The sequence below is a fragment of the Psychrobacillus sp. OK032 genome (genome assembly GCF_900111345.1).
Taxonomy (GTDB): Bacteria; Bacillota; Bacilli; order Bacillales_A; family Planococcaceae; genus Psychrobacillus.
Window position 1 is genome coordinate 198,076 of record NZ_FOGY01000008.1, and the last position, 19,136, is coordinate 217,211.

Annotated in this window: 21 protein-coding genes and 1 riboswitch; all 21 genes read right to left on the reverse strand. The window is 37.6% G+C overall.

Features of this window, described 5'->3' with window-relative positions:
• Nucleotides 1-3: 3 nt before the first annotated feature.
• Nucleotides 4-558 carry a nitroreductase family protein gene (locus tag BMZ04_RS16160; protein ID WP_093273592.1) on the reverse strand — a complete coding sequence of 185 codons (555 nt, stop codon included), beginning with the start codon at nucleotides 556-558 and terminating at the stop codon, nucleotides 4-6.
• Nucleotides 552-1,313 carry a uroporphyrinogen-III C-methyltransferase gene (gene cobA / locus BMZ04_RS16165; RefSeq protein ID WP_093273597.1) on the reverse strand — a complete coding sequence of 254 codons (762 nt, stop codon included), beginning with the start codon at nucleotides 1,311-1,313 and terminating at the stop codon, nucleotides 552-554. Before cobA ends, BMZ04_RS16160 begins: the two co-directional genes overlap by 7 nt.
• Nucleotides 1,310-1,939 (reverse strand): precorrin-2 dehydrogenase/sirohydrochlorin ferrochelatase family protein, encoded by a 630-nt coding sequence (locus BMZ04_RS16170; protein WP_093273602.1) that lies wholly within the window; start codon nucleotides 1,937-1,939, stop codon nucleotides 1,310-1,312. Before BMZ04_RS16170 ends, cobA begins: the two co-directional genes overlap by 4 nt.
• Nucleotides 1,936-3,294 (reverse strand): cobyrinate a,c-diamide synthase, encoded by a 1,359-nt coding sequence (locus BMZ04_RS16175; protein WP_093273606.1) that lies wholly within the window; start codon nucleotides 3,292-3,294, stop codon nucleotides 1,936-1,938. The genes BMZ04_RS16170 and BMZ04_RS16175 overlap by 4 nt, the downstream gene beginning before the upstream one ends.
• Complete coding sequence (locus BMZ04_RS16180; RefSeq protein WP_093273609.1) at nucleotides 3,291-4,430, reverse strand: cobalt-precorrin 5A hydrolase; 1,140 nt, start codon at nucleotides 4,428-4,430, stop codon at nucleotides 3,291-3,293. The genes BMZ04_RS16175 and BMZ04_RS16180 overlap by 4 nt, the downstream gene beginning before the upstream one ends.
• Nucleotides 4,423-5,205: a precorrin-4 C(11)-methyltransferase gene (cobM, locus tag BMZ04_RS16185; protein WP_093273614.1), complete on the reverse strand. Its 783-nt coding sequence runs from the start codon at nucleotides 5,203-5,205 to the stop codon at nucleotides 4,423-4,425. The genes BMZ04_RS16180 and cobM overlap by 8 nt, the downstream gene beginning before the upstream one ends.
• Nucleotides 5,205-5,912 (reverse strand): precorrin-2 C(20)-methyltransferase, encoded by a 708-nt coding sequence (gene cobI / locus BMZ04_RS16190; protein ID WP_093273619.1) that lies wholly within the window; start codon nucleotides 5,910-5,912, stop codon nucleotides 5,205-5,207. Before cobI ends, cobM begins: the two co-directional genes overlap by 1 nt.
• Nucleotides 5,909-7,105, reverse strand: a complete 1,197-nt coding sequence (cbiE, locus tag BMZ04_RS16195; RefSeq protein ID WP_093273814.1) for a precorrin-6y C5,15-methyltransferase (decarboxylating) subunit CbiE — start codon at nucleotides 7,103-7,105, stop codon at nucleotides 5,909-5,911. Before cbiE ends, cobI begins: the two co-directional genes overlap by 4 nt.
• A complete protein-coding gene (locus BMZ04_RS16200; protein ID WP_093273810.1) occupies nucleotides 7,080-8,216 on the reverse strand; it encodes a cobalt-precorrin-5B (C(1))-methyltransferase in 1,137 nt (378 codons plus the stop codon). Before BMZ04_RS16200 ends, cbiE begins: the two co-directional genes overlap by 26 nt.
• Nucleotides 8,203-8,865 (reverse strand): precorrin-8X methylmutase, encoded by a 663-nt coding sequence (locus BMZ04_RS16205; RefSeq protein ID WP_093273624.1) that lies wholly within the window; start codon nucleotides 8,863-8,865, stop codon nucleotides 8,203-8,205. Before BMZ04_RS16205 ends, BMZ04_RS16200 begins: the two co-directional genes overlap by 14 nt.
• A 1-nt stretch (nucleotide 8,866) precedes the next feature.
• The gene (cobK, locus tag BMZ04_RS16210) at nucleotides 8,867-9,622 is read right to left on the reverse strand and encodes a precorrin-6A reductase (protein WP_093273628.1); all 756 of its coding nucleotides are present in this window, start codon (nucleotides 9,620-9,622) and stop codon (nucleotides 8,867-8,869) included.
• A gap of 10 nt (nucleotides 9,623-9,632) precedes the next feature.
• Nucleotides 9,633-11,354 (reverse strand): precorrin-3B C(17)-methyltransferase, encoded by a 1,722-nt coding sequence (cobJ, locus tag BMZ04_RS16215; RefSeq protein WP_093273632.1) that lies wholly within the window; start codon nucleotides 11,352-11,354, stop codon nucleotides 9,633-9,635.
• 151 nt (nucleotides 11,355-11,505) lie between these two features.
• A riboswitch (cobalamin riboswitch) is annotated at nucleotides 11,506-11,692 on the reverse strand.
• Nucleotides 11,693-12,194: 502 nt separating this feature from the next.
• Complete coding sequence (locus tag BMZ04_RS16220; protein WP_093273636.1) at nucleotides 12,195-12,929, reverse strand: polysaccharide deacetylase family protein; 735 nt, start codon at nucleotides 12,927-12,929, stop codon at nucleotides 12,195-12,197.
• 403 nt (nucleotides 12,930-13,332) lie between these two features.
• Nucleotides 13,333-13,533, reverse strand: a complete 201-nt coding sequence (locus BMZ04_RS16225) for a hypothetical protein (protein ID WP_093273641.1) — start codon at nucleotides 13,531-13,533, stop codon at nucleotides 13,333-13,335.
• A gap of 15 nt (nucleotides 13,534-13,548) precedes the next feature.
• Nucleotides 13,549-13,878, reverse strand: coding sequence for a YolD-like family protein (locus BMZ04_RS16230; RefSeq protein ID WP_093273645.1), 330 nt, complete (start codon nucleotides 13,876-13,878; stop codon nucleotides 13,549-13,551).
• A gap of 12 nt (nucleotides 13,879-13,890) precedes the next feature.
• Nucleotides 13,891-15,147, reverse strand: a complete 1,257-nt coding sequence (locus BMZ04_RS16235) for a Y-family DNA polymerase (protein ID WP_093273649.1) — start codon at nucleotides 15,145-15,147, stop codon at nucleotides 13,891-13,893.
• 1 nt (nucleotide 15,148) lies between these two features.
• Nucleotides 15,149-15,370 carry a transcriptional regulator gene (locus tag BMZ04_RS16240; RefSeq protein ID WP_093273654.1) on the reverse strand — a complete coding sequence of 74 codons (222 nt, stop codon included), beginning with the start codon at nucleotides 15,368-15,370 and terminating at the stop codon, nucleotides 15,149-15,151.
• 117 nt (nucleotides 15,371-15,487) lie between these two features.
• Entirely contained in the window at nucleotides 15,488-15,982 is a 495-nt protein-coding gene (locus BMZ04_RS16245; RefSeq protein ID WP_093273658.1) for a hypothetical protein, read from the reverse strand.
• A gap of 416 nt (nucleotides 15,983-16,398) precedes the next feature.
• On the reverse strand, nucleotides 16,399-16,518 hold the full coding sequence (locus BMZ04_RS16250) for a YjcZ family sporulation protein (RefSeq protein WP_093273663.1): 120 nt from the start codon (nucleotides 16,516-16,518) through the stop codon (nucleotides 16,399-16,401).
• Between the two features lie 528 nt (nucleotides 16,519-17,046).
• Nucleotides 17,047-18,381, reverse strand: a complete 1,335-nt coding sequence (gene glnA / locus BMZ04_RS16255) for a type I glutamate--ammonia ligase (RefSeq protein WP_093273667.1) — start codon at nucleotides 18,379-18,381, stop codon at nucleotides 17,047-17,049.
• A 41-nt stretch (nucleotides 18,382-18,422) separates the two neighbouring features.
• Complete coding sequence (locus BMZ04_RS16260) at nucleotides 18,423-18,806, reverse strand: MerR family transcriptional regulator (RefSeq protein WP_093273672.1); 384 nt, start codon at nucleotides 18,804-18,806, stop codon at nucleotides 18,423-18,425.
• Nucleotides 18,807-19,136: the final 330 nt, after the last annotated feature.

The following is a 19,136-nucleotide window of genomic DNA, read 5'->3' on the forward strand; positions in this document are numbered from 1 at the left end:
CCCTTAAAGCCACGTTGTTTTTTTTGCAAATGGTGTACGCTTTTTCGGTGATGTAATCTCTTCAGCTGGGTAACCGATACATAACGTACCAACTAAATGTTCATACTCACTCGCACCGATATATGTATGAAGTGCTGTATCATGTACTAAGCCAACACCTCGTGTACGCCAAACCATCCCTAGCCCTAATTCTTCAGCCATTAACCACATTGACATAATCGCGCTACTTACTGCGAACACATTGTCTTTAGTAGCATTTTCATCTCCGTCTACAATTGCTGAGGTTACAGCTATAACTAGTGGTGTTTTCGTAACGGCTTCCATTGAACTCTCAACTAAATGTGGTTTTGTCGGAAAACGCTTTTCTAAAAAATTGAGTGCCACCTGCTCGTAACCTTTTAAACTATCTCCTTGCATAACATAAAAGTGCCATGGCTCACGCATACGATCATTTGGTGCATATATAGCCGCTTCTAACAATTTTTCAATTTTTTCACGTTCTACCTCGCGTGCTTCAAATTGGCGAATCGCTCTACGCTTTTTTAATGCTTTTAACATGTTTTATGCTCCTTTTCTGCAAACCAAGCGATCTCATCCCGTACATTTACAACATCTCCCACTAAAATCATTGATGGGTTTAGAATCGCTTCCTGTTCAATTTGCTTTGTAATTGTGTGTAAAGTACCGATAATTGTACGTTGTTTTTCTGTAGTACCCCATTCAATAACTGCCACTGGTGTTTCACTTCGCTTCCCACAGTCCATTAAACGTGCTGTAATATGTTCGATATTGCCAACACTCATATAGAAAGCTACTGTATCAATATGGCTTAGCGCTTCCCAATTTAAAAAATCTTGCCCCTTTTCTGCTCGCCCATGGCCAGTCACTATTGCAAAGCTTGTTGCATAATCACGATGGGTCACAGGAATTCCTGCATAGGCAGGTGCTGCAATACCAGCTGTAATACCTGGTACAATTTCATAGTCAATATTTGCTCTACGTAAAACAGCGGCTTCTTCTGCGCCTCGCCCAAACACAAACGGATCCCCGCCCTTTAAACGTAAAACAATATGACCAGCTTGTGCTTTTTCAACTAAGACTCTATGAATCTCTTCTTGAATTAAGCCGTGCTTTCCAGGCTCTTTACCGCAATAAATCAATTCTGCTGTATCTTTTGCATGCTCAAGTAATACAGGATTGACTAAACGGTCGAACAAAATTACATCAGCTTGTTGAATACATTCAAGACCACGTAGTGTTAGTAATTTCGGATCTCCTGGTCCAGCTCCAACAATATATACTTTTACACTCATAGATAATCTCCTAATCGTTGTTGTAGCCACTGGTCACAATTATCTAAGCGACCATCCTTTATCCACTCTAGTAACTGTGGTTCTAATAAATCTATCAATAATTGATTTTTTACTTTGCCTTCAAAAGTTGCTAGAATTTGTTGACGTGCTTGTCCCAAGAAGGCTACATACTGTTCATAATAGTCACCATATTGTTCTGCTAATTCTGCTTTTACTTGTCGTGTTAGTCGTGGACTTGCACCTGAGGTAGATACAGTCAAAATAAAATCTCCACGACGCAAAACGGCTGGATTTATAAAATCCACACGACCCTTCACATCTGCACGGCTAAGTAACTGCCAATGTTGAGTTGCTTCTTCAACCGCATCATTGACAACCTGACTATTTGTAACTGCAAATACAAGAGCAGCATCATCCAAATCTGCGGGTTCAAATTCTTTCATTTTCCATGTTACTTCATGGTTTTCAACATAATGTAAAAGCTCTTCTGTAATCGTTGGGCTAATCACGACAATTTTCGCTTTTGTTGGTAGCAATGCCTCTACTTTTTGACGTGCTACGTGTCCACCACCAATAATGACAACGGTTTTATATTCGATATTTAATAGCAGTGGGAAATAATTCATCGTTCCTCCTCCAAACATTTGTTTAACCAATTTTGTACAAGATTTGGGTTTGATGCAAAATGGAAATGTGTATACCCCGCAACTAAATTGCCATGTAAGTAACCTTCTTGTTGCGCTTTAAGACGTCCCTTACTAAAGTATGCAGGTGTTTGATGGTCGCCTTCGTATGTTGAATAATGAAACTCATGTCCTTTAGCTCGCTCATCGGCATGAATTAAGAAGTTGCCTTTAACTCCAGTAATTTCACGGTAACCAAGTGCAGCTAACTTGTCTTGCATTTTTATATGTCCTTGAATAACACCAAGCATTTCATAAGTTTGACCAGCACGGTTTGTAATACTTTCTGTTAAATACATAAAGCCACCACATTCTGCTAATGTCGGTAATCCTTGCTCAATTACGCGACAAATAGATTTGTTGGAAAACGTATTTTTACTTAGTTGTTCCGCAAACTCTTCTGGGAAACCACCACCGATATATAAACCTTGTGCTTGTGACGGTACTTGCTCATTTTGCAATGGCGAAAAGAAGTGTAGCTCAGCACCATAGGCTCGTAAAAGTTCTAAATTTTCTTCGTAATAAAAGTTAAAGGCCGCATCTTTTGCCACTGCAATATGTACAGGTTTTCTGTCTGTTTGCTTTTCAAAAATAGATGTTTCTACTGCAATTGTTGGTGCTTTTGTTATTTCAAGTAAATGATCCAAATCAACAGTCGCCTCTATAGCATTTGCAAGATCGTCGAAATATTCATCTAAATCCCCGCGTTCAATTGCAGGTATAAGGCCTAAATGACGACTTGGCAACGTTGGGACCGCCCCTTTTTGTAAATAGCCGATAACCGGTACATTACATTCTGCTTCAATCGCTGTTTTCACGATATCAAAATGGCTTTTGCTACCTAATTGGTTCGCAATTACACCGACAATATTCGTGTTTTCATCCAGCATTTGGAATCCCTTTACAATTGCTGCAACACTACGCGCCATGCTCGCTGCGTTAACAATTAAAATAACGGGACTATTTGTCAGCTCACTAATATGTGCCGCCGAGCCTTCATTAGATAATGGTGATTTGCCATCATAAAAACCCATAACCCCTTCGATTATACTGACATCTGTATCTTTACTGGCACGTGCAACAATATCACGTACAACCTCGTGGGCCATCATAAAGCTATCAACATTCCGAGACGGCCTTTTCGTTACTGCTGTGTGATATGTTGGGTCGATATAATCAGGCCCGCATTTGAAGCCTTGTACTGATAAACCACGCTTCATGAGGGCACGCATTATGCCAATTGTGAACGTTGTTTTTCCAACACCACTACCAGTACCAGCCAATACAAATCGATTCATTGCGGTACCTCCTCATCAAATGAAATCCGTGCAACCGAAATTGTTGCATTATGGCCTTTCTTTTTCTCCAGCAACCAGTCGTTTGTATTCGCATATCGCAGTGCTGCTGGCTCGCATACACCGTAAGCGCCTGTATATTTAAATACCTTTTCAGATGGGTTTTTTAGAGGCATTTCATTCAACTCTGTTGGTGTATACGTGACTAACTGCCAATTATTTTTCGCAACGACTTGTAAAAAGCATTCTTCATCCTTTTTCAAATCAATCGTTGCAATGGCTTTGACACTTTTTTTACTCAGCTTAAGTTCTAATAGCGTTTCGTCAATAAGTGCCTCAATCTCCTCGGCTGAAGTACCGCGATTACAACCCATCCCTAACACAAGTGACTTTGGACGATAAATAACACCGTTTTTAAGAAGCTCTTCTTCATATGTTTCTATTAAACGGTCTGTAATGAGTAATGTCGCCTGAGGATTTGCTGCGAGCGCTATATCAGTTGAAGGATACAATTTTAAACTTTCAGGCATTTTCGCATCATGCATCCACCACTTTTTCTCTCCCGTTTCTTGTACAATGGCAACATGTTCTTCATTTACAACAGAGGCACTTACGGGTGTTAACTTGTCCTCAGCATCCCATACCCAACCAAATTTCGCGCCAAATAAATCAACAGGAATCGTTTTTTGAACATCTGAAGCTGTGGTGATAATAGGTTGTGCACCAATAGCTTCCGCAAATTCATGTGTTAAAGCATTTGCACCACCGATATGTCCCGAGACTACGCTAATGACATAATCTCCTTTCTCATCAATAACCAACACAGCAGGGTCTTTCTTTTTATCTACCAGAAGCGGTGCAATCATCCTTATAACCGCACCGAGTGAAATGACACAAATAACTCCTTTATATTCCTGAAAAAGTGCCGGTAATAACAAACGTACTGTTCCATCAAATAATTGAATGTGACGAGTATTCTCATCACCCCGTTCAAATTTTTTCATGTAATACAGATCTACATAGGGGAATTTTTCAGCATAATTACGTGCATGCTCCACACCATGCTTTGTAATAGCAACAAGAGCATATGTCTTACTCTTATTAACTTTAGGAATAATTCCTTCTTGTAAACTAATCATCTTCCTTCACACCCTTACGAAAACCGTGCGTAAATGTTTTATCATACAACTTTGAACGGTAATCTTTTTCATGAATATTAGGGTCAAGTGCCCAACCAGCCAAAATCATTGCATGTTTACGTATGCCATTTGTTCTCATTGCTTCGTCCAGCTGAGAAAGTGTTGTACGAACTATTTTTTGATCAGGCCAAGAAGCACGTTGTACAACCGCTACTGGTGTATCATTTGCCCAGCCAGCAGCTTGTAATTCCTTCACAATCTTTTTGGTTAAAGTTGCGCTTAAGAACATTGCGATCGTACAGTGATGATTTGCTAATGCTTGTAGTTTTTCACGGTCGGGTACAGGCGTGCGTCCTTCTGCACGTGTTAAAATGAGTGTTTGCGTTAAGTCCGGCACTGTTAGCTCTGCACCAACTGCTGCTGCCGCAGCAAACACTGAACTTACACCAGGTACAACTTCATAGCCAATTTCATGTTCCTTTAATAGTGCAACTTGTTCCATTGTTGCACCGTACATTGCTGGATCTCCTGTATGTAATCGGACTAGTGTTTTTCCGGCATTTACACGCTCAACGATACAATCAACCATTTCCTGCAAATGCATGCCTGCTGTACGAATAACCTCTGCCTCTGGGTGTGCTTCAGCAACTAATTTGTCACTTACTAATGAATCTGTATACATGACAACATCTGCTGTTTGTAATAACTTTAAGCCTTTTACTGTTATTAATTCTGGGTCACCAGGACCTGCACCTATAATCCATATTTTTTTCATTATTTACGCACCACCATACATGATAAATAATTCAGCTCTGCTCCACGTAACTCATCTACATTCCAAATAACTTCCTCATCTGAAGTTACCTTTGTGACAACGTGTGTGCCATATAGTAGATTCATATCCTCTAATAAGTCGAGCATATCTTCTAATACTTTTGCTACTTTAATAAATACTACAGCATCATTTGTTTCCAATACCCGACGCATTTCTGTCATATCTTCGGTTGCTGGAATCATCGCTACATGGTCATTTCCGTCCGCTAGTGGAATGCCCAAACGATTTGCTGAACCATTAAATGATGAAATACCTGCCACTGTTTCCATGTGAACTTCTGGATATGTGTCCTTCATCAGTTTCATTAGATGAATAAATGTACTGTATAACATAGGATCGCCTTCGGTAACGAACGCAACATCTAGTCCTTGTGCTAAATATGTATAAATAGCTTCAACTGATTTTGTCCACTCAAGGGTTAATGTTTCTTCATCTTTTGTCATTGGGAATACAAGCCCGAGCATATTCTTTTCAGCTGGGTTAATGTACATTTCCACAATACGATGCGCATATGATTTGCTACCTTTTAGTTTTTTAGGGTAAGCAATAACAGGACATTCTTGTAATTTGCGGAAAGCTTTCACTGTAATTAATTCTGGATCGCCAGGACCAACGCCTAATCCATATAAACTTCCTAATGATGTCATTTGTCAATTCCTTTCTGTGCAGTCACAATAAAAATGGGATTTAATGGTTCAAATCGTGTTAAGTGTAAAATAGGCTTACTCTTTGAAATTTGAGCTTGTAAAATCGTTACGTCGCAACCTAAATTTTTTAAGTGTTTCATCGCATCAGCTAAATTTTCAATTGTTGCGATGTTCATAACGAGGCGCCCACCTGGTAATAGACGTGTAATACATGTTTCTAACAAATGTTCCATATTGCCACCGTTACCACCAATAAAGATAGCATTAGGATCTGGAAATTCATTCAAACGCTCTGGTGCTTTTCCGAGAATGGCTATAAAATCAGTACGGTGCTTTGCCTGATTCAATAAGCAATTTTCTAAATCACCTTCGTTTTTTTCAATAGCAAACACCGCACCTTCACGGGCAATTTTTGCCGCTTCAATTGCAACTGATCCAGTACATGTGCCGATATCCCAAATAATGCTATCTTCTCGAAGTTGTAATTCTTGTACGCAAAGAACTCGAATTTCCTTTTTCGTAATTAAGCCTTTTTCTGGCTTACGCTGATAGAATTCTTCATCAGCAATCCCAAGCGTGCTACGCTTTACTGAATGACGCTGCTTTAATATCACAACATTTAAAGATGAAAAGGTAGCCTGTTCCATCTCATCTAATGTCAAGAAACGACAGCGCTCATTCTTACCTTCTAAATTTTCAGTGACAAAGGCATCATATTCATCCATACCGTATTGCTTTAAGTATGTAGCTATTACTTGTGGTGTGTTTTTGTCATCTGTCAAAATGGCAACTTTTTTACGTCCATCAATTTTTTGTGCAAAGCCTTTGATTGAACGTCCATGTAAACTTGTAATATATGCATCTTGCCAGCTATCCTGCATTTTTGAAAAAGCTAACTGTACGGAGCTTGTATAAGGGTAAATTTCTAACAGTAGTTTCTTAGCTAACACACTACCTAATCCATAAAATAAGGGGTCTCCTGAAACTAAAATAACAACGTTACGTGTTTCTTTTTGTAAATCATCAACAAGCTTAGACAATCCACCTTTTATGACCTTCTTTTCTTTTGAAAACTGTGGAAAGAACGCTAAATGGCGTTCTCCACCTACTAATACATCACAGTTATTAATCCATTCAATGTATTGTGGCAATAAGCCCGTTACACCGTTATCCCCTATGCCAATCATTTTCATCCAATTTGTCAATATTCTCAGCCTTTCCTAAACAATCACCATTCATCGCATATAAACTTGTCGAAACACTAATCGTTGTATTCATATGTGCTAATGCATAATAGCAACAGTTCTTACACAGTGCTTCAAAATAAGCTTCATTTCCTTGAAGTATCTCACCGACTTGTGAGGCTGTATTTGCAGTTAAAATTTCACTTAGTTGTGGCTCTTCAATACCAACCTTTTTTGCAATACCCGCTAAAAATTCTAAGCTAATTGGCGCGCTTTTTGAGTGCACCATCATAACACCTTGTGCTACTTTCGAGAATTTCCCCATCATGCCAACAAGTGATACTTGTGAAAATTTTTTACGTGCAATATTCTTTAAGGTAAATCCAACGAAATCTCCCATTTCAATGAAAGCTTCTTCCGGTAAATGAGGATATTGCTTCATCGCATACTTTTCACTGCGCCCGCCTGTTGTAATCACGATATGGTCACAACCTGCCTCCTTCGCAACATTAAGCGCTTGAACAATACTCGCCATATATGCAGAACTCGAAAAAGGAACGACTGTGCCACGTGTTCCTAATATTGAAATGCCGCCAATAATACCGAGGCGACCATTCAATGTTTTTTTTGCAATCTCTTCCCCATCTGGGACAGAGATGATTACTTCGACACCTTGCTCAATGGCATATGTATCAATCACTTCTTGTACGACGCCCATAATCATTTTACGCGGCACCGGATTTATCGCAGCTAAACCAACTGGCACGGGTAAGCCTGCCTTTGTCACACGGCCTACCCCTACTCCACCATCTAGCTGTATGCCAGGTACCTCTAGTAAACGAACTGTACTTTGAATACGGGCCTGATGAGTTGCATCTGGATCATCTCCAGCATCTTTAATCGTTTCACACATGATGGCGTCACCTTGGATTTCACTAGCGTCTATTTTAAAAGTTGCATATTGTCCAACCGGCAAATAAATCGTGACCTTTTCGGGAATCTGACCAGTAACAATTGCTTGTAAAGCGGCCTTTGTCATTGCTGTAGCACATGAACCGGTTGTGTAGCCATAACGCATTTGTGATGGATCTTTTTTATTTCGCTTGTTATGCTCGCTCATCAGCCATAATTGAGATGGCATTCAATGCTGCTACAGTCACCGTACTGCCACCTTTACGTCCTACATTTGTAATGAATGGAATACCTTCTAAAATAGCTAGCTCTGCTTTTGACTCTGCTGCAGATACAAAGCCAACTGGCATTCCAATGATTAAATCTGGTTTTGCTAACCCTTCTTTAATTAAACGGATTAATTCTAAAAGAGCAGTCGGTGCGTTACCAATGGCATAAATACCGCCTTCTTGTAGCTTCGTTGCTTTTTGCATAGAAATAATAGCGCGTGTAGTTCCTAGCTTTTTTGCTTCAATTGATACATCCTCGTCTGCGATATAGCAGTGCAAGTCTCCCCCATGCTTTTGAAATCGTTTACGACCCGAGCCACTTTCAATCATTTGGACGTCTACTACTACATGACGACCAGCTAAAATAGATTGAATACCTGCCTCAATTGCATCTGGTGTAAAAATCATGCTACGTCCTAATTCAAAATCTGCCGATGCGTGAATAACACGACGTACAACTAACCATTGTTCATCTGTAAATTCATGTTCGCCCATCTCTTCCTTAATAATGGAGAAGCTATAATCGTAAATTTTGTCTGGGTCTACTGTTAGTGGTACGAAATCAGTATTAAAGTTCATATTTGCCATTTCATATTCCTCCTAGTGTTTGTAATACTTCATCAAATGTAGAACATTGATTAATATAAGTAATTTTTGGTCTTTTGATTAAAATAATGGGGATATTTAATTCCAATGCGGCATCCATCTTCTCATCGACGGAGCCAACTTTACCGCTTTCTTTTGTAATAACAAGCGTAGTCCCGTATTGATGATACAACGCTGTATTTAATTCCTTTGAAAATGGACCTTGTATTGCGATAATGTCACGTTGCTTAACACCTAACGCATCACACTTGTCCATATTTTCTTTATTCGGTAACATACGACATACTAAACGAATCGTGTCGATTAGTAAGTGTTTTGTAAAAGTGGCAAGTGTTTTACTACCTGTTGTCAACATCACAGTTCCTTTATGCGCTCGCGCAATAAGGGCTGCCTCTTCATACGTCTCTACCTCTGTTACTAATGGATGCACAAACTGCTGCTTAGGACGTTCGTAACGAATATAAGATAAATTACATTGCTCTGCCGCCATCATGGCTGTTTTTGACGCTTCTTCTGCATAAGGATGGCTTGCATCAATCACCGCTGTGACTCCCTTTTCCTGAATTAAATTCACCATGTCGACTACTGATAAACGTCCAATATGATAAGCAATTCCTGCTTCTTTAAGACTATTAGCCGCTGAATGTGTAACGACTGTTGCAAGTAACGAATGGTCTTGCTTTTGTAATTTAATTGCTAGTTCTCGTGCATCGCTTGTTCCCGCTAAAAATAAAATCATGCTATGCCTCCTAATCGCCACAAGGTGCTTCTTCCACTTTAATCTTGCTGCTCATATCCTGATATGTGAAATGTGCAATTTTTTTCACACGCTTAAAGTATTTAAACAATCGTTCATTTGGATGTGCACGTTCTTTATATTCCTCAACAATTTTTGTCAATAGCGGAATAAGCGCATCGGGTTCTAACCCTTCTGCTACCGGTTGTGCTGCATGTGCAGTTCTTCCAACTGGCTTTGCTCCGATAAATAAGTCGAATTTCTTTTTTCGATAGACAATTCCAATATCATCAAAAACTGCACGATAACATGCCATGCCACATCCATTAAACCCAATATGAAGTTCCTTTGGTAATTTCATGCCACCAAGCGTCTCCATGATCTCCTCAGCTAACGGTATGGATTCGGCTTTTTCTCCATAACAGAAATCACATGCTTTTACATTTAATACATCACCCATAGGTAGCACATACAAACCTGACGCACGTAATTTTCCAACGATGACATCTGGATTTTCAGTTGGAATTTTCACATGGAATCGATGATCTGGTGTGTATTCTATAGTTCCGTTTTCTCCAACTACTTCTGCAAGTATTTTCATTTGCTTCGGTGTAATCATTTTATTAGCAACACCTGGTGAAACAGCAAATTCAAAAATAGATTCAATAGCTTGCTGTACTAAATAATCTGTTTTCACAGGCGTATTTGTAATACAAGCTAACGCCATTTTAGCCATTTCAAGTGATGTTTTTCTTTGAGGCACTGCCTCATTTTTAGTTGGTATAACTTGCTGTACTTCTTTGATAGCTACACTTTGTACTTCTTTTAAAGGCTCGATTTTTACTTCTTTTTTAGCCTTAATAGCTTCAATTTTTTCAAAGCCAGATTTCGCTTCCCCTGTTACTTGATCAAGCGCCCAAGGTTCTGCTTCTTTTTTCAAACGTTGATGTGGCTTCCAAACTTGCTTCTCATCGCCTAGCGTATATTTTCTTTGATAACCACGTGGTGTAATAATTTTATTGTCATAAAAGAACGTCGATGAGTTTCCAACTACAACAGTTGTTAACATTCCAATATCATGATCCAACATTTCTGCTAAAGTTGTTAACACAATATTCTGGCTATCTCGGTAAGCACTCTTCACAAGTCCTACTGGAGTATCAGAAGATCTATATTTTAGTAAAATACGCTGAGCTTCTACAATTTGGCGTGTCCTACGTCCTGATTTTGGATTATAAAACGCAATAACAAAATCTGCCATTGCTGCTGCTTCAATACGTTTTTCAATGACTGTCCACGGTGTTAAATGATCACTTAAACTAATCGTACAAGAGTCATGCATAACAGGTGCACCAAGCAAACTTGCACATGAGTTAATTGCTGAAATACCAGGTACAACCTCTACCTCAATCCCTGTCTCCTCTGTCCATCCCTTTTCAATTAGCACCTCATATACTAGACCAGCCATTCCGTATACCCCTGCATCCCCACTTGAAATCACAGCAACAATATGTCCTGCCTCTGCCTGTTTAACTGCTTCTTGTGCTCGTGATACCTCTTCAGTCATCCCAGTACTGACAATATTTTTTGCCGTTACTAAATGTCTGATCAAATCAACATAAGTCTTGTAACCCATAATATGATTACTTTGCTGTAACGCATCTACGGCTCGTTTTGTAATGTGTTCTCGATCTCCAGGACCAAATCCAACTACAAAAATCTTCCCCTTTTGCAAATCCTTCTCCTCCAATTAAAAATACCCACACTTCTTTTAAAAAGAGGTGTGGGTATCTGGAATTTTACACAAAAAACCGTATTTTCAGAAAATAATACCTAATACGATTAGCAATATGTGATTTCTCATCTACACTTCTCCCGCCGAAAAGTAAGCCTTGAATTAAATAAGCAGGTTTCCTGGCTTACGCTTCACTTTACTCTCATATCTTCCCATCCAATTTCTGAACAGTGATTATTATGATTTCATCTGCGTTTACAGTAGCGGGGGCTGCATTAGATTTTCACTAACTTCCCTATTACTTCAAAATTATGAACACTTATTTAATATTATATTAAATTATGATTTAACAATACCATATAAATAAAAGATTTCAACTATTCATTTCTTTTAGTTAAATCTTAATACTCGAAAATATTAATCTATAAATTTGATTCTAATCGTTATTTGTTTTATAAATTGATTGTAGGGCCTTTCAATTACTATCATAACAATCCATCATAATACAATCTATAATCAGCCCACCACATACATTTAGGAGGTTGATTCATTTGGAAAAAGAAACCTCTTAAATTGTATTTAAAAAATTAGATGAGAGCACGATTCCTATAACAAACAGAATGATAGAGATCAAAAAAGTTGTTCCAGAACCAATAGGTGTTAAAATTCCTAAAAATTAATAGAATAATCCCCAAGACAATTAATCCGATAACCATTGAGATTACTCCTTCCCTCAATAAACCATTTTTCCTGTTTCTTTACCCATTTGCTTATTAACACTATTAACCACTTTCCCATAGTTCCAAAAGAAAAAACGATTAACTGGTATAGTAACCGCCTTCATTCTCCGTCAACGATCTTTGCAAAGTCATCAAGAGTAGTTGAATACTTGATATAGATCCGTGGTAAAAGATAGAATTCGTCTTTAATGCCCTTCTCAGAAAATAGTTCAGGAGTTGTCGTAAGTCCAAACAAATAGTATTTCTTCGTTTCTGCTACGATCTTGTTACTGAAATTTCCGTATGGATACGCAAGAGCATTAACTGGTTTGCCCGTTATTTTTTGAATTTTATCTTTGGACTCTTTCAGTTCATATTCAAAATTATTTATTTTCGTTAAATCAGGATGTGTAGCAGTATGAGACTGAATTGAGATGATCCCCGAATCAGCCATCATTTTTAAATCCGATTCCGATAATCGGTTGGAGCGACCGATAAAGTCAGAAATAACAAAAATGGTACCAGTTGGTTTAAAACGTTCGTTTTTTAGTTTTTGAAAGATACCAAATGCATTCAGATTGTTTTTGTACCCATCATCAAAGGTAATGAAAATGGGTTTGTTTACTTTATAAATGTCTTGCCATCGATCAAAAGTTAATAATGTGTAACCATGGTCTCTTAGATAAATCATTTGTTTCTCGAAATTCTTCGGTGTTACATATAACTCCTTAGAACCATGCCCTTCAAATTCGTCAATCGAATGATATATTAAAATAGGTACTTTACGTTGGGCAAAAACTTGTGATGGAAGAATTAATATAAGTAGACATAGGAAAAACATTGCAACCTTTTTCATAAAACTCCTCGCTTTATTTCTTTATTTATTACTTTTCAATTTAGTATTCCCCAAAAACATAGGATTATTATGATTTCTCCAATATTATATTCCATCTACCATTGATCAATTGTGACTTCGATAATCCCAAATTACATGCTAATTTTTATTGCACGTTTTATATAATTTACTTGTGGAGAGTTATTCAAGAAAATGGCCCGATTGTTGAAATAAAGTTAAACAACACTCTTCCACTAACCTGCTTCGTTAGTTTAAGTGTAAGCCTTCACAAACTCATCCTTTATTAACGTAAATATCCAACTTTAGTGAAACTAATCCAATCAGATATATGGTAGGTGTCACCATAACATTTTACGAGAAATAAACCTTTTCCTTTAATAGTCAAAAAATAAAACCACCTTTCTTACTGATTGGTGGTTTTGTCGTAATAAGGTTCATCAACATTATATTTATTTAACAGTTCAAATAAGGATACCAATCCTTCTAATTGATTGCTGTCCATTTGCTGTATCTCTTCAATTGCTCCCAACAAGACTTCTTTTGGGGCTTTACCTGCCATGATATCTACTATTTCATATAGCTTTTCTTTTTGTTCTTCATTCATTTAATACACCTCAAATTATTCTGTTACAGTCACGTCTACGATACTGTCTAACATGTAGGTATGCAATCCGAACGGGTCATCTACATCTATTGTCCTCTTGCTTAAATCTACATCTTTTATAATTCCACCTCGAAAATGAAAACCGCCATCCCACCACATTTTTATTGTCATTTCACACTTCCGCTTTAATGCAATTTGTAAAGTTTCTTCATTTGCATGAAGATCCCATTCATTTAAATCCGGCTTAGGTACTCTCTTCTTTTCTCCAAAGAATTTGTTTAACACTGCTACATGTTCTGGTAACATCATACCTTGCCATTTTTTCATCCCACGATCTTTTATCAATATGGACCCTCCTTATCCTTTATGTCCACCAACCATTTTAGAGCGTTTTACAGCAGTTCCGGCTGGTGTATAAGATACTGCTCTTAATAATGCTGCAGTTCCAAATCGATTTCGAACGCTATCCATGGCCGCCGCTAATTTTCTATTTTTCCAGTTATCTTTCTCGAATAAGCTCAGTTGCATTGAATGTTCATCTTCTAACTTCGTGATGGATACGGACAGCTGACGCACTGGTTTGTTATGGTAGTTTTCTTTTAATAGATCTAAGCATACATTATAGATTTTCATTGTGTCGTTGGTGGCTTCGTAAATTGTTCTAGCCCTCTGAAATCCTCCGCCAAACGCATTCTTGCTATATCCCAAGCCTAATGTAATCGTTCTAGCTGCTTGATAAGTATCTCTTGCCCTTTTTGCCACATCTTCGCACATTTCCAAGATAACTGCTTTTACTTCCTCGATTTTATTGTAGTCCCTCATAAGGATTTGACTTTTACCGTAGCTAATTTGACCTTCTTCTAAAGGAGCTCCTAAATTGGATAAATCGATACCCCACGCATGATGATATAACTGATTTCCCATCACGCCAAATTTACTCTCTAAAACACGTAAAGGAGTTCTGGCTAACTGCCCCACTGAGGTGATTCCCATATTATTTAGCGTCTTTTCTGTTCGTGAACCAATCCCCCACATTTCACTTAAAGGGCTTACTGGCCATAATTTTGTTTGCACATCATCGTATGTCCATTTTGCGAAACCACTCTTTTTCGCTTCCAAATCAAGAGCGAGCTTTGCCATTAACATGTTTGGCCCCATACCCACCGTACTATGCAATTGTAGTGAATTAAGTATTTCCTTTTGTATACGTTGGATTGTATTAGATGGATCTCCCCATAATTTCTCCGTGCCAGTTAAATCAATAAAACTTTCATCCACACTGTATACATGTATAGCTTCTGGTGGAACATATTTGTGTAATATTTCTGTTACTGCCATCGACATCTCGAGGAAATAACTCATTTTCGATTCGAATAATCTGATGTCTGGATGATTAGGTATTTCAAACAATCGTGTTCCAGTTTTCACTCGAAATCTCTTCTTCATTGCCGGAGATGCCGCTAACACTACACTACCTTTTTGTTCGAGACTTCCCACTACTGCTAATGGTACAGTCCTTACATCTAAATCATGTAATGCAGCAATACAAGAAGCATAAAAGCTCATCATATCAATGCAAGCAATAGAGCGATTTGGAAGTTTGTTGTAGTCCATTTTAGATTACATCTCGCTCTCTACGAAGAACAGGAACGCATGCTAGTACATTGTCTATTTTGAAAGTTCTTTTCGTATTTCGTAAAAAGCAATAAGCTTTAAATGTACTGTCGTCCACACTTAACACCTTCACCTTTCGCTTACTGATTTCACCGCTATCTTTCATGTAAATCATTTCTGCTATATTACCATGTTCTAAAGACTTCAAAATATTTATACGCACGAACGTTCCCTCCTTTTTATTCAGTATACGAACACTAGTTTGATTTTACAACAAGAAAATTTTGGGCAAATAAAAAAAGCACCTGAATAGAGGTGCGTAAATTTATTAACAATTTTATTAACCCTTTTTAAACGGTCCATAAATCCAATTTTCTAACAATCTTATAATTCCCCAACTTATTATAGGGACTCCTATAATGTATGTATATGCTTTTCTTGTAATCGGATCTTGCAACATGTTAGCATCACCTAGTAAATCAATCAAAACAACTAACGTAAGTGCTATGAAGGACAAACTCCCAATAAATAAAATAACTGATGATACAAATCTAATTGGTTTGATGTTTTTAGTAAAAATTGTATAAAATAAAAATATCCCATATAAAGACTTGAAAGCCCAGTCTGAATGAAATATTGCTGACACTATTATAGAAAAAATCACCCACATAAGAATGGTGGCTTCAGAATCATTACCAACACTACGCTTTCTACTTTTTTTACTTATGATACTTCGAAACCTAGGAATTCTAGTACGTTTGCTAGAACGATTTTTTCTACCCCCATCGCTAATAAATTCACCATCAGATGCGCTTGTATTCCATTCTTCACTCATTTTTTATTCCTCCATTATATAGACAATTCCTTATATATTATTCTCATTAATTATAGGTAATTGAAAGATCTTTATCCCAAATCATATCACTGAATGTATGTTTTCTTTGTGGAAAAATTATCTACAATGGATAATGGTTAAAAATCTTAATATTACTATCGTAATCGTTCGACAAATAAAAAAAGCAACACTCTGATGTTAATTTTGGGGCAAATAAAAAAATCAACCAACTCAATTAAGAGAAGGTCGATTCTTTAGAAGAGGAGATACAAATTGGGAAAGCATTAATCATTTTAACTTTTTACTAACCATTTTTCTTAAAGTCGTTAGGTAGAGCGGACAAAATATACCCGATGACTAAAAAGTGATGTTGTCAGAGCTGAAACTCTCTCTCTCTTAATCTACATCATATTTGTTTAATATCTCATAAAACTTGCTCCCACAATAATAAGTAGGATAAACAACACTACAATCAACGCGAAGTTTGATCCGCGATTACTGTGTCCACCATATTCGCTTCCACCATATTCAGACATCTTATTCCCCCTCCTTTCCTATTACTATTTATAGATTATGCAGAGTTTATTAAATGCATAAGGTAATTTATCTTGTAATTAAGAATTTTATTTGTATCTTTCTGTGGTGAACCTTTCAACAAAGTTTCTTTCAAATAAAAAAAGCCCCACTTCTTCAACAGTGGGGCTCCAATCTCGTTATAAAATTGTTGAGAAATACGAAGGGAGATCTTCGGCTTCCCATGTTTATATTTTATCTTTAAAAAATTGAATCTAGTTGGTAATTTGGTCCTCTATATCCATTGGCTTTACTTCAATGCACCGTTTTTCTCTAAATCTCGAACCATGGCAGCTACGGCTGACGTTTATGCCCATGTTTCAAAGAAAATAAAAAAGAAAAACACCGAACGAGTCAACTCACGACTGAACGATGCTTTCAAATATTATTTGATCTATTTTGGGGGATGAAAATGGTGTGCAAATAAATCTTAAAATTAATTTCACATAAAGCACCCCATAAATCAAGTATATAAAACTGCTAAATCGAGCTTAGTACATTTTTAGATATTGCTCACGTTCCCATGGATGTACTGTCGTACGGAACATATCCCATTCAATCTCTTTCGCTTCCACAAAGTTTGCATAAATATGTTCACCAAGTGCTCCGCGAATTACTTCACTTTTTCCAAGTTCTACAACTGCTTCATGAAGTGTCGGTGGTAAGTTATAAATACCGTTTTCGATACGTTCTTCTTCAGACATCACGTAAATATTACGGTCAACTGCTGGTGGTGGTGTCATTTTTTCTTTAATACCATCTAGACCTGCTTGTAAAATAACAGCCATTGCCAAGTATGGGTTCGCCGCTGGATCCACCGAACGAACTTCAATACGTGTACTCAATCCACGAGAAGAAGGAATTCGAACTAATGGACTTCTGTTTTGACCTGACCAAGCAACATAACAAGGTGCTTCGTAGCCTGGAACTAATCGTTTATATGAGTTTACAGTTGGGTTTGTTATAGCAGTAAAGTTTTGTACATGCTTTAACACACCTGCCATGAATTGCATTGCCGTTTCACTCATTTTACTTTCAGTAGACTCGTCAAAAAATGCATTTTCTTTTCCATTGAATAACGAAACGTTAAAGTGCATTCCAGAACCGTTTACACCAAATAGTGGTTTTGGCATGAATGTCGCATGTAGACCATGTTTACGAGCAATTGTTTTAACAACTAGTTTAAACGTTTGAATATTATCACATGCTGTTACCGCATCTGCATATTTAAAGTCAATTTCGTGTTGCCCAGGAGCTACTTCATGGTGAGATGCTTCAATTTCAAAGCCCATTTCCTCTAGCTCAAGCACGATATCACGTCGGCAGTTTTCTCCAAGATCAACTGGTGCTAAGTCGAAGTATCCACCGTGGTCATTTAATTCTAAAGTTGGTTCGCCTTGTGCATCTAGTTTAAATAAGAAAAATTCAGGTTCAGGTCCTAAGTTAAAACTCGTGAATCCTAACTCTTCCATTTCTTTTAGTACACGTTTTAAATTATTTCGTGGATCTCCTGCAAAAGGTGTGCCATCTGCTTTATTTACATCACAGATTAAACGAGCTACTTTTCCTTTCCCAGTTATCCAAGGGAATACAACCCATGAATTTAAATCCGGAACTAAATACATATCTGATTCTTCAATTCGTACGAATCCTTCAATAGAAGATCCGTCGAACATCATTTTATTGTCGAGAGCTTTATCGAGCTGACTCACTGGAATTTCAACGTTTTTAATCGTACCTAGTATGTCTGTAAACTGAAGACGAATAAAATTCACCTCGTGTTCTTTAACGAACTTTTTAATATCTTCTCTTGTGTACTTGCTCATTTTTTCACTCTCCTAAATTATTTTTATAATCAAATCCCGTTCTATCGAAAGAATCGAGATAGATCCCCTTGCCTTAATGATGCACGTTGGTGTCTTTGTGCTATTTGCATTTCTTCTTTTACAATTGCTCTGAGTTGTGCATCCGTGATCACTTGTTTTGTGTCATTTTTTGCAGCCGGATTTTTTTTCATTTCAAATATTTGTTTGATCCCTGCAATGTTCACACCTGTTGAGAGCATATCTTTAATTTCTAATAAAGTATCGATATCATCCAGTGAGAACATGCGTTGTTTACCTTCTGTTCGGGCAGGCTGAACAAGTTCATGCTCTTCATAATATCGAATTTGTCTAGCCGTTAAGCCAGTTAACTGCATGACAATATTCATAGATAGCAGTGGCATGGAACGTCTCCATTCCTTTTCCATCGCTGCACCTCCTAGTTGGATATATAAATAGTATATGTCATGTTAGCTAACATGTCAACCTAATGTAAGGTAAAGTGACATGAAAATTTCAAACATCAAAAGCCACTTTTTAGAAATAATGCATACTAAAGTGGCTCAATTAAGTGACCACTCGGCTTTTCGCTACACCCTACTATTATGCCGTCTTTCAAATATGTGAATTCAGACAATGACTTACTTATCTCAAGGCAAGCGAAGGCTTTACTTCGTGAAAGTTTGTTGTGTTCAGAGGTCGGTTTGTCTCGTTCGTGGTTGGCTTTGTCGTGTTCACTGGGTAGTTTGTCGCGTTCA